This window comes from Nocardia thraciensis, assembly GCF_054782435.1.
The window spans coordinates 506,439-519,107 of sequence record NZ_BAAGSM010000018.1; the positions used below are offsets into that span (position 1 = coordinate 506,439).

Below are 12,669 nucleotides of genomic sequence, written 5' to 3' on the forward strand. Positions count from 1 at the left end.
ATTCCAGTGCGGGCCTTCGTCCTGCTCAGCGCTTGCGCCGCTGCTGCGCCTCCACTCCGTCCATGATCAGGCCGACCTCGCGCTCGAAGGTGTCCTCGCGCAGGCTGGCGTGGTCCCGGTCGCGATGTTCGACGGCGCGCCGGTAGGTCCGCGGATACGGTTTCGACACCGCCGCGGTGGCATCCAGCAGGCGCCCGATCCATTCCTTCTCCTCGAGTCCGCTGCGCGCGATCGAGCTCATCGTCGCCGCCTCGGCGGAGGTGGTGCCGACGACGAAGGCGAAGATCGCGTCGGCTCCCAGATCGGTCGTGTCGTCGTCGAAGCCCGCCTCCTCGAAGATCGCCAGCATCGACTCGGTCACCCGCATCATGTTCGGGCCGAGCAGCGCCAGCCCCGCGCTGCTGAGGACCACCGCGATCCACGGGTGCCGCAGGATGGTCGCGCGGATCTCGCGGCAGACGTGCAAGATGGTGGCGCGCCAGTCGCCATTCTCGATGGCGTCCGGAATCCGTGCCTCGCCCATGGCCTGGTCGACGACGAGCTCGAGGAGTTCGTCCTTGTTCGCCACATGGGTATAGAGCGAGGTCGCGCCCGCGTCGAGGCGTGCGCCCAGCTTGCGCATGCTCAGCGCCTCGAAGCCCTCCTGATCCAGCAGCGCGATCGCCTCGTTCACGATCTGGTCCCGGCTCAGCGCCGGGGTCTCGCGCCGCGCCCGCTGCGGCCGCGTCCATACCGACGGAAGTTGCTGCGCCGTCGTGGCCTTCTCCGTGGGGGTGCCCATCACCGCTCCTTCCTCGTGCCCCGAGCATAGCGCACCGTTCGTACAGTGTGCGGAATCACGAACGACGTACCTATTGCGCACACTGTGCGTTAACCGTACAGTGTTCGCCATAGCGCACGACGTGCGGAGGCTCTTGGAAAGGGTTCACGATGGAGACACTGGAAACGGCCGCCCGGGATGCGGTCGCCCGCAACCCGCGCCGCTGGTTGATCCTGGTGGTGCTGTGCCTGAGTTCGCTGGTGCTGGTGGTCGACAACATGGTGCTGACCGTCGCGATCCCGGATATCGCGACCGATCTCGGCGCCAGCGCGCAGCAGATCCAATGGATCATCGACTCGTACCTGCTGGTGTTCGCGGGCCTGCTGCTCACCTCGGGCAGCCTGTCCGACCGCTACGGCCGCCGATTGGTGATGGTCATCGGGCTGGTGCTGTTCGGCGCGGCCTCATTGCTCGCGGCCTACGCGAACAGTCCGGAACTGCTGATCGCGGGCCGAGTGTTCATGGGCATCGGCGGCGTGCTGATCATGCCCAGCACGCTGTCGATCCTCATCACCGTCTTCGACGACGACGAGCGGCCCAAGGCGATCGCGGCGTGGAGCGCGGTGGCGACCCTCGGCATGGTCGGCGGCCCGGTGGTCGGCGGCGTCCTGCTCGACCACTTCTGGTGGGGTGCGGTGTTCCTGATGAACGTGCCGATCGCGGTGATCGCCATCGTGGCCGCGCTGGCGCTGATGCCGGAGTCGAAAGGTCCGTGGCGCAAGCCGGACTACCCGGGCATGGTGCTGTCGATGGTCGGGATGGTGGCGCTGGTGTGGGCGATCATCGAGACGCCCAAGCACGGCTGGAACGACACTCGCATCCTGATCGCGTTCGGCACGGCGGTGGTCGCGCTGATCGCCTTCGTGATCCGCGAGGTGACCACCGACTCGCCGATGGTGCCGCTCGACCTGTTCCGCAACCGGACCTTCACCGGCTCCAGCTTCTCGCTGGTCCTGGCCAACTTCGCCAATGGTGGCCTGGTGCTGGTGCTGACCCAGTACCTGCAGTTCGTGCTCGGCTACTCGCCGATGCGCACGGCGTTGGCGTTCACGCCGATGGCGATCGCGCTGCTGGCGGCCAACGGTATCGGCGCGAGTCTGGTGACCAAGCTCGGCGCGAAGGTCATCACCGCGACCGGCTTGGCGATCGTCGCCGCGAGCTTCGGGGCACTGGCGATGCTGGACGCCGACAGCGGCTTCTGGCCGGTGGCCCTGGCCTCGGCGCTGTTCGGCCTGGGCGGCGGCCTGGCGATGCCCGCGGCCATCGGCGCCCTGATGAGCGCCGTGCCGTCCGAGCACGCCGGGGTCGGTTCCGCGCTGAACGACACCGTGCAGCAGACGGGCGCGTCGATGGGCGTGGCGGTGCTGGGCGCGATTCTCGCCGGGACCTACACCGACGAGATGCCGGAATGGGTGTCGACCGGTGCCCGGGAGTCCATCGCCAGCGCCCTCGGCAGCGGCGACGACGGCGTGATCGGCCTGGCCCGCCACGCCTTCAGCTCCGCGATGTCGGCCACCTTCACCATCGGCGCGCTGAGCGCCGTGGCGGCCGCGATCGTAGCGGCCCTGCTGATGCGCAATGTGAAAAACGTTGGCGGCGAGGGCGATACGGCCGAGGACGCCGACAACGAACTGGTAGGCACGCACTGACGAGTCCCGACGGCAACTCCGCCCCGGCGCACGCCGCAACCGAGACGACTCTGCCCGGCGCACACTGACCGCAAGCGAGAATGACTCTGCCCGGCGCACACCGGCCGCAACCAAGAGGACCCTGCCCGGCGCACACTGGCCGCAACCGAGTGGACTCTGTCCGGCGCACACTGGCCACAACCGAGAATGACTCTGCCCCGGCCGCTAAGGCCGGGGCAGAGTTCGTTATGGACGGTCGTGACGGGCAGCGGCCCGGCCGGTCTACAGCATTCCCCACCAGTAGAGCAGGCAGGCCAGTACGAAGACGACTGCGGTTTCCATCGTCGCTCCCAACCTTATTCGCGCGTACCACCCATCATTCCTCGAGATCGCCGGACGCGCCGCCGACCAAGATCACAACGCCGCAACGGATGCCCGCCCGCCACCCGCCGTCCGCGATCCTGCCGTCCCTCGGAAGCCGTTCGTCGTCGGGTTGGGTGTGCACTCGCCTGCCGTGACGTGTGTTTTCCGGCTCGCTGCGCGGGCCCGGGGTTAGATCTGTTTTCCCTATCGGTCATGCGTCTGCTGCTTTCAGTGTCTGGTTCGTGGACCTTTCTCGCGTTCTCTTCCGAGTTCGTCCCTGTCGCCGCGTGTCCGGGTTGCCTCTATCTGGTCGCGGGTCAGCGGTTCGGCGCCGGGTGTCGGCCTGGTAACTCTCAGCATGTCGGCGGCTTCGCGGGCCATATCGCCGAGTTGACCCCTGGCCGCTGCCTCTCGTGCCTCCCGTCCCGTCTGTGCGAGCCGGTCGGCGGCCTCGCGCTGCCGCTGCCACGCTACCGCGTCGCCCGCCTCGCGAGCCTTCCTGGCCTTCTCAGCGGCCTCAGCTTCGCGCTGGCGCGCCGTCTCGGATGCGTTCGCTTCGGTTCGGGCTCCTTTCTCCGCGGCCTGCGAGTCCCCGTGACGTGCCAGTTGCTCGCCGAGCGTCGGGAATCGCATTGCCGCCTCACGAGCAGCCTTGGCCCGTACTTCGCGGACAGTCCGCTCCGTCTTCTCCTGGGCCTCTCTCTGTTTCGCTCTCTCCGATCGCTGGCGTTGCATTCGGTTGCGTGCGTCGATCGCTCGTCGGGCCGCTTCCTGGGTGCGGTCCCGGTCTCGTGTTCGGCGGGCCGCGTCGCGTACCCGCTGCGCCCGCAGCAAGGCATTCACGTTCACGTTCAGTTCCAACTGCTGCGACCGCTCCCGCGCCTCCAGGGCCTTCCCTTGTCGGCGTGCCCGGTCGGCATCGGCCCGGCTCACCTCCTGCACTCGAAACCGGTTCGGGAAATCCCGGATCAATGTTCCGAGCTTTTCTCTGACCTCCCGGTCGAGGGCGCCCTTTTTCACTACCCACGCCCCGGTAGCGTTCGGGTCACGTTCCAGAACGTTGCGGTCCTTGTCGATTTGCAGCAGAGTTTTCTGACCGCCGACGCGGTTGCCGTACTTGTATTCGGTGAAGTCGCGGCCACCCTTTTCGTTGGTGCGGGTCGTATCGTGCCGCCTTTCCGATAGTTCAGTTTTTATCGTTTGCTCGTGACGCCAACCGGTTTCGCGGGTTTCTCCGCGTTCTTGGGCCATCCCCCGATGAAATTGGCGGCCCCGATCCTGGGGAGTGTTGCCTTCTCGTCGGGCTCGGTGGCGGCGTTCCTCGTCGTCGCCGTCCACGATCGCCCCCTCTACGTGTCAGATCTGCGCTTGGCGCATGTCTCGGTATTGCTCTAGGCGGTCATCCATTTCGGTCGTGACGACGGTGAAGTCTCGCGTGCCTTCCTCATCGGAGTTGCCGTCGTCATCGACCGGGGTCAACGCCTGGAAAAGCAAGTCGACGGGATCGTCCGCCGTCCCCTCCTGGTCGGTGTCGTAGGCCCACTCGTATCCGACCCTCGGGTTCACCGCTTGTTCGTTGTGCATGGGGTTCGGGTCTTTGCTGCCGTTGAACCACACCCCGCCACAGCGGGTAACGAAGTATTCGCCGAGGTAGCAGGTGAATTGGTCGACCATATCCCAGTTCTGCGGCTCGTACGCGTCCTCTACAGTAGGGAAGAAGTAGTCGAGAGCTTCGGGAATCCAGTGCTCCAGGAAATCGCGGTCGTAGTGGTCCACGTCGCTGGGGAGCGGTGGCAGGAAATCGCCGTTCCACCTGCGCCACCGGTCCGGCCCGCTGGTAGGGATGGACGGCAGGGATTCGGTGAACAGTTTCTGTATCTGGCTCCTGATGCGGTCTGAATTCTTCCATGCGAGCCATGCTGGATCATGCTGAGCGCTCTCATCGAACCAGCCAGGGTTAATCCGTTCGTCGATCACCAATTCCACACCCCTCGCAACCGTTGACATCGATGACATGTCGGATCGTATCGGCCGCGCCTAGTGCATACGGCCGCTGTCGGGTTTGATCTTCCCGGCCTCGATGAGTGTCTGCCATGCGGCGCTCTTGCGTGGGCAGTCTGCCAGTTGGCAGTCTTTGTGCTGTTGGGTGATCCGGTGTGCCTTATCGACTGTCAGTGGTTGGGGTGGGTGCTGCGTGGTACCAGCCGACGGCCTGTTGTTCCTGTGTGATCCGTTCGCGGATCTCCTGCACCGTGTGCCCTTCCTCGGCGCGGTCGCGCCACCAGTCGAAACTCATTGTCGCGCTTAGCCTTCGGAGCCTGGTGACAACCGGGCCGCGAGCAGCTGGGAGTCGGTCGTGCTGTCTGCCAGTCCGTCGAGCACATCCAGCAACGTCTGCAGGTCCGGCCCGGAGGGCTGCGACGGTTCGGTGATCGCGGGCGGCAGTTCCATGCCTTTTGCGGCCGCTCGCTCTCGGAGGGTGTCCACTGGGGGAACGATCTTGCCCGTCCGCACGAGGCAGTTGTGGGCGCTTGCCTTGCGTGGGCACTCGTCAGCACGACAACCGATGTGCTGGCGCATGATTCGGTGCGCTTCCGGCGCAGTGAGCGGGCCTTCGGGGTGCCTGTGGTCCAGTCCGGCGGTGGTGGCAAGCGCGGCCGCCCATGTGGTTGGCGGATTCACCGTCTCCAGGTCGAACATGTCGCATACGCGGGCGGGGTTGTCGTTCACCGTGGCTAGGTCGTAGACGATCATGGCTTTGGCGTTGAGCCCGGCTGCCATGCCGAGTCCGTACTCGATCGGGTCCGGAGAGTCGGCTGGCGGGCGCACCGTATAGAGGCAGGTGTACCCCAGTTGTGCGGCGTGGCGCTGCGCCAGCATCGCGTGCCGCGGTGCCTCGAGCCCCGGTACATCGGATCGGATCAGACAGACTGCGATCGGTTTGTGGGCGCCTTGTGCGCTGGTATCCATGTCTTCCTCTCGGCTCGGTCAGTGACCGGCCCCGCCGCCGAGAAGCGGTCCTGGGCGTTTCGGCTACGAACCTGGCGGCTGGGGGCCAAATCAACCATTTCGCAACGAGCCTGGTCAGACCAGGTACCGGCGGTGTACCGGAGGGGTACCCTCGGTGCACTCAACCTGTTGATTAGGGGCTCAACGGATGAATGTGTGCTCGAAATGGACCGGCCGTGAGGCGATGGCCCTGCGGGAGGCGACTCTCCTGGGGCAGGAAGCATTTGCCGCCTGGGCTGGGGTTTCCGTCGAAGCTGTGAAGAAGTGGGAGCGTCGTAAGGAGACTATTCAGCTCACACCGCGGTACGCGCAGCAGCTGGACCGGAAGCTACAGCAAGCGGAAACCGGCGTCGTAGAGCGATTCTGGTCCATACTGGGCGGTCCGACTACCGTGGGCGTCGATGCCGCGCACAAACTCGGTGCGCTGCTGGAATCGGGTATCGACGCTGACTATGTGCTGGTGCCGACCCGTACGGCGACGGGAGAGGTTGTTCTGGTGTCGGTGCCGCGCCGCAATTTTGTTCTCGGTATCGGAGCCGGGGTAGCCGGTGCCGCGTTGTCCTCGCAGCCGTTGGCCGCCATGTTCGCCAACACGGACATCGATCACGTCCAGCACTTCCTCGATAAGCGGATGACGATCATCGAGTCCGACAACCTGTACGGCGCGAAGGAGACGCTGCCCGAAGTACTCACAGCCATCACGCGGATGCAGGCGCTGCGCCGCGCCAAAGTCGTTGACTCGCAGACGATTCTGCGACTGCTGGCCATGTACGCCGAGACGGCGGCCTGGCAGTTCCAGGATCAGCGGATGTTCGAGAAGGCGCAGCACTGGGCGGAGAAGGCGCTCACCTGGTCACATCAGCTCGGGGATAACTACTACGTGGGGTTGTCGCTCGTGCGTATGAGCCAGCTGGCCTGCGACATGGACGACTACGAGGGCGGCCGGGAGTTCGCCGAGGAAGCCAGACGTTCGGCCCCGCCCGACTCGCTGTTCGCCGCGGCGGCCGTCACATTCGGAGCCCACGCCCAAGCGCTGGCGGGCGAACCGGCCGCGAGTGCCCGTGGGTACCAAGAATCGCGGACGATGGTTGAAAGCGCCGACACAGACCCCGCGTGGGGGTTCTTCCTGGACCAGTCCTACATCGACGCCTACGAGGCCTACAGCCTGGCCGAGACGGGCAAATACCGCTCCGCCACACAGCAGTTCGCGACCGCCACCGCACGCATGCAGTCGGGCTACCCACGAGACAAGGGTGTCTACCTCGCGCGGGCCGCGGTCGCGCACATAGCGGCCGGAGAAATCGAGCCAGCCGCTCAACTCGGCCTCGAGGCGCTCCGCATCGGGATCGGTACCGAGTCGGGCCGGATCATGGCGAAGGTGGTACAGCTGGGGGAAGCGATCGACCCAGCCAGCGCGCAGCCCGGCGTGGGTGAGTTCGTTGCCGCGTACCAGGAGTGGAAGGACCCGAGTTGCCCCGACCGTACGTAGTCTGCTCCGTTGCAGTCAGCATCGACGGCTGTATCGATGACGCGATTCCCGAGCGGCTTCACCTGTCCAACGCGGAGGATTTCGACCGCGTCGACCAGGTACGGACCGAGTCGGACGCGATTCTCATCGGCGCGGAAACGCTGCGGCGCGACAATCCGCGACTGATCATCAAGTGCGAGGCACGGCGGGCGGCCCGCGTGGCGGCAGGCAAGCCGGGGCATCTGCAGAAGGTCGTGGTCACTGGGTCCGGCGACCTCGACCCGGGCGCCAAGTTCTGGCATCACGGTGTCGAGGAACGACGGCCGATTGTGTACACCACCGACACCGGGGCGGAGAAGCTGCGGGATCATCTCGGCGAGCTAGCCACGGTGGTATCTCTGGGCGCGGCAGTCGATTTCGGTGCGCTGCTCGATGATCTGGGAGACCGCGGAATCGGGCAGCTTATGATCGAAGGTGGTACCAGCATCCATACAGCGGTGTTGTCCGCTGGTCTCGCCGATGAAGTTCACGTCGCTGTCGCACCGCTGCTGGTCGGTCAGACCGACGCGCCTCGGTTTTTGAACCCGGCGGAATTTCCGGGCGGAACCCGGCGCCGAATGCACTTGGTCGACGTCACGCAGATTGGCGATGTCGCGTTGCTTCGGTACCACCCCAAGCAAGAGTCCTCCGACAGCTAATCTCTGGCGCGTGGCCGGCAGGGGTAGATCTGTTTCCCTATCGGTCATGCGTCTGCTGCTTTCACTGTCTGGTTCGTGGACCTTTCTCGCGTTCTCTTCCGAGTTCGTCCCTGTCGCCGCGTGTCCGGGTTACCGCCGCCGAGCAGGCTGGAACCCGCAACGCAACGAACCTGCGCGCCTGGTCGGCCGCGACACGCGTAGGCGCCGGCGATGTGCGCGGGGCGCTCGATGAAGGTCTTCCCGTACTGGAGAAGCTTTCCGAGGTGTCGTCAACCAGAACCCTGCGCGTGCTCGAACCCGTGCGGCGTGCTGCGGACCGATGCGCCATCGGCGGCGATTTCCGAGATCGTTTCGACGCACTCAGCCAGAAAGCCATCACGCGGTGGTAGTGGACTTGGTCGTCGGGCTCCAGTAGCTCGGGCTCGGCGCTTCCGGGTCGAGTTGACGCGCCTTCATTGTTCGAACTCATGAATACCCCTGGCCGCGCTCCTGCCGTCCCCTCGGAAGACAGGTTTCGAGCGTTGATCATGCGCTGAGCTGGTGTTTCCCGCCCTGAAATGCCTTCTTCATGTCACAAGATGTCACAATGGGCGCGAAAATCGCCTCCCACTCGGCGGCCACGATCACCCGAAACTCCCACTCCCCGTGGATGTATTCGCCTGTCACCGGCGATGCGATCATGCCCTTGGCCTTGTGGCCCAGCCATGCGCCGACGAGATGGGGGAGTACGCCGCGGAGCGCCAGCAGCGTCGCGCAGGTGTCCCGCGCGGCGTGCAAGTGCAGGTAGAGCACGGGCAGCGTCCGCACGAAGTCGGCCCACCGTTCGTACACCGTTTCCGGGTGTACCGCGCCGCCGGACGGGTTCACCACGACGTGTGTGGGTAGCTCCCCGTCGACACCGAACCGGCGACCGGAGGCTATGTGCATTTCGCGTTGCCACTGGCGCACGAGCTTCAGCATGGCGGCGAGGGTCGGCGGTAGCGGCAAATCTCGGTGCGATTCCTCAGTCTTGGTATCGCCGACCAGGGTCGCGCTCTCACTCTCGGCGCGATCGGCCTTCTTGCGTCGGTTCCGTTTCCGCTGTTCCCACACCGACATGCGTTCGTTCTTGAAATCTATTGCGTCCCAGCGCAGTCCGGCTATCTAACCCTTCCGTAGACCAGCGAACGCCAGCAGGCACACGATGAATAGCCGTAGGCCGCGCGCCGCAGCCGCGTTGAGGATGGTTGTCACCTCGTCTGCGATGAACACCTCCCGCTTCGGCGTCCCCTCCGGGTTCTTGGGTCGCCGAAGGAGCCGAAATCCCTGCGTCCGACGCCGATTCGGATGAGATCGTGGTAACCCCGAAGAAGCTCGCCACGTTGACGGTGATCAGCTCCGAGCTCGCCGACGACGGCTCGCCCGAGGCGCAGGAAGTGATCGGCGCCGGTATCGCCCGCGACGTGGCGAAGAAGATCGACGCCGCGTTTTTCGGCAACACCATCACCAACGGCCCGAACGGGCTGCTCAGCGTCACCGGCGTGCAAGTGGTCGACACCGGCGCGACGATCGCGAACACCGACCCGTTCGCCGAGGCATTGAGTAAGGCCGAGACCGTGGGTGCGGAGATCAACACCTTTGCCGCCCACCCTGCCACCGTGCTCGCGCTGGCCAAGGTCAAGAAGGCCACCGGATCGAATGAGCCGCTGCTGGGCAATGATCCCACCCGGCCGACCCACCGAACCGTGCTCGGCGTCCCACTCATGCCGACCCCGGCCGTCGCCGCCGGAACCATCTGGGGAATCCCGAAGGACCGCACGTTCGTGGTGCTGCGCAAGGACACCGACCTGCGTATCAGCGAACACTCGCACTTCACCAGCGACCGCATCAGCATCCGCGCAATCACCCGCCTGGCGTTCGGATTCCCGCACCCCGCCGGGCTCGTGCGCCTTTACGACGCGGCATAGCCCGGACCGATGCCCAGAGCATCACTGCGGCCGTGCTCGGTGCCCGGTTGTCCTGCGCTCCAACCCGAAACACGATGTGCTGCACATCGTGCCGAGGACAACCGGCACCGGCGCGCCACCACGCCCACCAAGAGAACATTGGACTGGGCAGAACGCCAGCGCCGCGCCGCTGCCGTCGCCCAACACCGGGCCCGGCACGGTGATTGGTGCCCGGATGGCAGCGGCCACCGACCTCACCGCCGACCACGTAATTGCCGTCGCGATCAGTGGCCGAGCGGCCGGGCCGCTGCAAGTTCTGTGCAGGTCATGCAACTCGGCGAAGGGGGCGCGCTGACCCCGGCCCACCCCACCGGGAGGTACCCGACCCCACCCCCGCCGCGCGACCCCGGCCGAGGGCGTTCGGGGGTGCGGAGGGTTCAAAAGTTCCCGGTATCTACCGGTTGCGCAGCGGAATCCGCTGGGTCAGTTGCGTTCTCGTGGTTCCCGCTCGCGTTCTCGGCCGCGCTCCTCCCGACCGGCGCGCGTCCGGGCCGCCTCTATCGCTTCGCGGCTGAGCCGTTCCACACCAGGTGTCGGCTGGGTGACCCTCAGCAGGTCCGCGACCTCGCGAGCCATGTCGCCCCGCTGTCCCCGGGCCGCAGCCTCGCGCGCTTCCCGGGCCGTCTGCCCGAGCCGATCCGCCGCGTCCCGCTGCTGTTTCCGTGCGGCGGCGTCGGCCGCGTCCCGCGCCTTGGTGGCCTTCGCGGTGGCAGCGTCGGCCGCTTCGCGTTGGCGGGCCTTCTCGGCCGCGTCCGGCGCGCCGCGCCCCCGCGCGGTGTTCTCGTCGCCTTGCCCCCGCGACATCAGCTCCCCGAGCGTCGGGAATTCCCGAGCTGCCTTCTCCTGCACTCGGGTGCGTTCGGCCCGGTCTCTGACTTCCTTGGCTTCGCGTTCTCGTCTTTCTCGCTCGGCCTTTTCTCGGGCCTGTCGCTCGCGTTCCGCTTTCGCCTTGGCCTCGGCTTCCCGTCTGCGAACGATCTCACGGATATTGGCCAGACGTTTCCGGGCGCGGTCGGCGCGATCCAGCGCGTACGCCTTGACCAATTCGAGTTGCCGGGACGCGAGACTCCTTCCGACCTCGATAGCCCTCGCGGCATCCTTGCGGGATATCTCGGCGTGTTCGAATCGGCCGGGGAAGTCACGGCCGAGTTGTTCCATGTACTCACGAACCTGGGGGCTGATTTTCTCTCCGGCGACAGTCTCCCATCGGCTGTGAGTGATCTTCCCCGTCTGCAGCCCGACGCGTTCACGTTTCAGTTGTTCGAGGGTTCTGTCATCAACTCGACCGGATTTCCGCTCGATACCCCGGGCGCCTTTGCCTTGAGTGTTGGCGTTGTCGAGTATTCGAGGGCCGCGAGCGGTGGGTATCTGAAATTGTTTCACCCACCCCCTTTCGGGTGTTTCGCCGCGGAGGTGTGCCCGCCCGAGTTCGAAGTACAGGCCGCGCTCGTAGTTGCTCAGGTCTCGCCGTACGGCGTCGTATTCATCGGGCACGGCTGTACGCACCCCCATAAGTAGCCTGGTAGCTAGAACCGTTACCGTGTGTGCAGTTTCACGGCGTCGGAGATGTTGTACTCGATCGACTTCGTTCCACCGAACTTGTCATCGAACAAGTCATCGGCAATCAACGTCACACTCCGAACATCATCGTCATACCGCACCGCCGGACCGAAGTCCGGAAACAGCGATCCAGCCCAGTCCGGTTGATTCGTCCATTCCATCCCTGCACGGCGCACATAGCACTCGCCGAGGAACCGAATGAACTGGTCTGCTGCATCACGATGTTCGGACGAGAGGAATTCGTCACGGCTGCCGAATCGCAGTTTCGCTGCGTCCATGATCCGCGTCGACACGGGCGGGCTCCACCAGTTATCTGCGTCGTAGTCCGCGACACCTTCGAGCGTCTCGCTCAGGAACGTCCGAATCTGCGATTCCATACGGTCGGGTGCAACCCAGTCCAGGAATGCTTGGGTTTTGTCATCGAATTCGATTTCGAATCCCATTTGTTCGTCTCCCTGTGTCATGTCGGGAAGCCTAATACGCGTCGCGACTGCCCGACGCGGTGTGCTACTTGTCGGAGTCGTCCATCGGCACGTATTCGTGGGGAGGTGGCTTGTTGGGCAGCCACGGGATTGCCCGGCGTCCGACCTGGAATCCGTCGCCTCGCGGCCGGATGTAGGTGTTCGGGTGTTCCACCAGGCCGCGAGCCTCCGCCTCGGGGTAGGGCCTGTACACCGCGGACGGGTAGGTCCGCCCGGTGCCGTCGTCGTGGTAGACCAGCACTCCCCAGCGCGGCGTCCATTCCGCCAGGACACGAGTCAGCCGGTCGTGCTGGGCCCACCGGTCGAGCCCGTCGCCGAACTCGTCAGGCGGCAACCCAGCTATAGGGTTCCCGCCCTTGTCTGCTGGGCCGCCGGTCACGGTTCGACCGCCGCGGCTGCTGCTGTGAGGTCGGTGTAGGCCGTGCGGGCGCGGATGAGGTCCCGCGCTTCGGGGCAGTCGTCGGTCATGTCGCAACTGGTCGTCTCGAAATGCCAGACCCGCCACGCCAGCGCGTACCTCACCACGGCATCACCGATACCGGGCACCTCCGGCACCGCCTCATCGATGCGCGCGGCGAGCTGGGCGCGCATCCTGTCGGCTGCCAGGAGGAAGGGACCACTTCGGAGCCGTTTTTGCCATGAGCATGGGACCACCC

Annotated in this window: 13 protein-coding genes and 1 pseudogene; 5 read left to right on the forward strand and 9 right to left on the reverse strand. The window is 65.6% G+C overall.

Annotated elements, in window-relative coordinates; genetic code table 11:
- Positions 1-25: 25 nt before the first annotated feature.
- Positions 26-781, reverse strand: a complete 756-nt coding sequence (locus tag ACYVLQ_RS11725; protein ID WP_460697414.1) for a TetR/AcrR family transcriptional regulator — start codon at positions 779-781, stop codon at positions 26-28.
- A gap of 149 nt (positions 782-930) precedes the next feature.
- On the opposite strand from ACYVLQ_RS11725, the gene ACYVLQ_RS11730 reads away from it, so the two are divergent.
- Positions 931-2,469 (forward strand): MFS transporter, encoded by a 1,539-nt coding sequence (locus ACYVLQ_RS11730; RefSeq protein WP_460697415.1) that lies wholly within the window; start codon positions 931-933, stop codon positions 2,467-2,469.
- Positions 2,470-3,039: 570 nt separating this feature from the next.
- Here the strand turns inward: ACYVLQ_RS11730 and ACYVLQ_RS11735 are convergent.
- The 3 genes from ACYVLQ_RS11735 to ACYVLQ_RS11745 form a co-directional block, all read right to left on the reverse strand.
- Entirely contained in the window at positions 3,040-4,062 is a 1,023-nt protein-coding gene (locus ACYVLQ_RS11735; protein ID WP_460697416.1) for a hypothetical protein, read from the reverse strand.
- A gap of 105 nt (positions 4,063-4,167) precedes the next feature.
- Entirely contained in the window at positions 4,168-4,797 is a 630-nt protein-coding gene (locus tag ACYVLQ_RS11740) for a hypothetical protein (protein WP_460697417.1), read from the reverse strand.
- A 318-nt stretch (positions 4,798-5,115) separates the two neighbouring features.
- Positions 5,116-5,781 (reverse strand): hypothetical protein, encoded by a 666-nt coding sequence (locus ACYVLQ_RS11745; protein WP_460697418.1) that lies wholly within the window; start codon positions 5,779-5,781, stop codon positions 5,116-5,118.
- 223 nt (positions 5,782-6,004) lie between these two features.
- On the opposite strand from ACYVLQ_RS11745, the gene ACYVLQ_RS11750 reads away from it, so the two are divergent.
- Together ACYVLQ_RS11750 and ACYVLQ_RS11755 are read left to right on the forward strand one after the other, a co-directional pair.
- Entirely contained in the window at positions 6,005-7,309 is a 1,305-nt protein-coding gene (locus tag ACYVLQ_RS11750) for a helix-turn-helix domain-containing protein (RefSeq protein ID WP_460697419.1), read from the forward strand.
- Positions 7,291-7,986, forward strand: a complete 696-nt coding sequence (locus tag ACYVLQ_RS11755) for a RibD family protein (protein ID WP_460697420.1) — start codon at positions 7,291-7,293, stop codon at positions 7,984-7,986. Before ACYVLQ_RS11750 ends, ACYVLQ_RS11755 begins: the two co-directional genes overlap by 19 nt.
- A gap of 525 nt (positions 7,987-8,511) precedes the next feature.
- Here ACYVLQ_RS11755 and ACYVLQ_RS11760 read toward each other — a convergent pair.
- Positions 8,512-8,946, reverse strand: a complete 435-nt coding sequence (locus ACYVLQ_RS11760; RefSeq protein WP_460697421.1) for a hypothetical protein — start codon at positions 8,944-8,946, stop codon at positions 8,512-8,514.
- A 314-nt stretch (positions 8,947-9,260) separates the two neighbouring features.
- Between ACYVLQ_RS11760 and ACYVLQ_RS11765 the strand changes: the two are divergent.
- Positions 9,261-9,932 (forward strand): annotated as a pseudogene (locus tag ACYVLQ_RS11765) (phage major capsid protein); the annotation flags it as partial.
- A 462-nt stretch (positions 9,933-10,394) separates the two neighbouring features.
- Here the strand turns inward: ACYVLQ_RS11765 and ACYVLQ_RS11770 are convergent.
- A complete protein-coding gene (locus ACYVLQ_RS11770; protein ID WP_460697422.1) occupies positions 10,395-10,775 on the reverse strand; it encodes a hypothetical protein in 381 nt (126 codons plus the stop codon).
- Between ACYVLQ_RS11770 and ACYVLQ_RS11775 the strand changes: the two genes are divergently transcribed.
- Positions 10,761-11,489, forward strand: a complete 729-nt coding sequence (locus ACYVLQ_RS11775) for a hypothetical protein (RefSeq protein ID WP_460697423.1) — start codon at positions 10,761-10,763, stop codon at positions 11,487-11,489. The genes ACYVLQ_RS11770 and ACYVLQ_RS11775 overlap by 15 nt on opposite strands.
- Positions 11,490-11,506: 17 nt before the next feature.
- Here the strand turns inward: ACYVLQ_RS11775 and ACYVLQ_RS11780 are convergent, their stop codons facing one another.
- The 3 genes from ACYVLQ_RS11780 to ACYVLQ_RS11790 all read right to left on the reverse strand — a co-directional run.
- The gene (locus ACYVLQ_RS11780) at positions 11,507-11,995 is read right to left on the reverse strand and encodes a hypothetical protein (RefSeq protein WP_460697424.1); all 489 of its coding nucleotides are present in this window, start codon (positions 11,993-11,995) and stop codon (positions 11,507-11,509) included.
- 43 nt (positions 11,996-12,038) lie between these two features.
- Positions 12,039-12,347: a hypothetical protein gene (locus ACYVLQ_RS11785; RefSeq protein WP_460697425.1), complete on the reverse strand. Its 309-nt coding sequence runs from the start codon at positions 12,345-12,347 to the stop codon at positions 12,039-12,041.
- Positions 12,348-12,388: 41 nt separating this feature from the next.
- Positions 12,389-12,669: hypothetical protein (locus tag ACYVLQ_RS11790; RefSeq protein WP_460697426.1), on the reverse strand; the 281-nt coding region annotated here is incomplete at its 5' end.

Coding starts and splice junctions, on each gene's coding strand:
- ACYVLQ_RS11750 (WP_460697419.1), top strand. CDS start 6,005: ATGGCCCTGCGGGAGGCGACTCTCCTGGGGCAGGAAGCATTTGCCGCC.
- ACYVLQ_RS11770 (WP_460697422.1), bottom strand. CDS start 10,775: ATGTCGCGGGGGCAAGGCGACGAGAACACCGCGCGGGGGCGCGGCGCG.
- ACYVLQ_RS11725 (WP_460697414.1), bottom strand. CDS start 781: ATGGGCACCCCCACGGAGAAGGCCACGACGGCGCAGCAACTTCCGTCG.
- ACYVLQ_RS11780 (WP_460697424.1), bottom strand. CDS start 11,995: ATGACACAGGGAGACGAACAAATGGGATTCGAAATCGAATTCGATGAC.
- ACYVLQ_RS11745 (WP_460697418.1), bottom strand. CDS start 5,781: ATGGATACCAGCGCACAAGGCGCCCACAAACCGATCGCAGTCTGTCTG.
- ACYVLQ_RS11735 (WP_460697416.1), bottom strand. CDS start 4,062: ATGGCCCAAGAACGCGGAGAAACCCGCGAAACCGGTTGGCGTCACGAG.
- ACYVLQ_RS11760 (WP_460697421.1), bottom strand. CDS start 8,946: ATGCTGAAGCTCGTGCGCCAGTGGCAACGCGAAATGCACATAGCCTCC.
- ACYVLQ_RS11730 (WP_460697415.1), top strand. CDS start 931: ATGGAGACACTGGAAACGGCCGCCCGGGATGCGGTCGCCCGCAACCCG.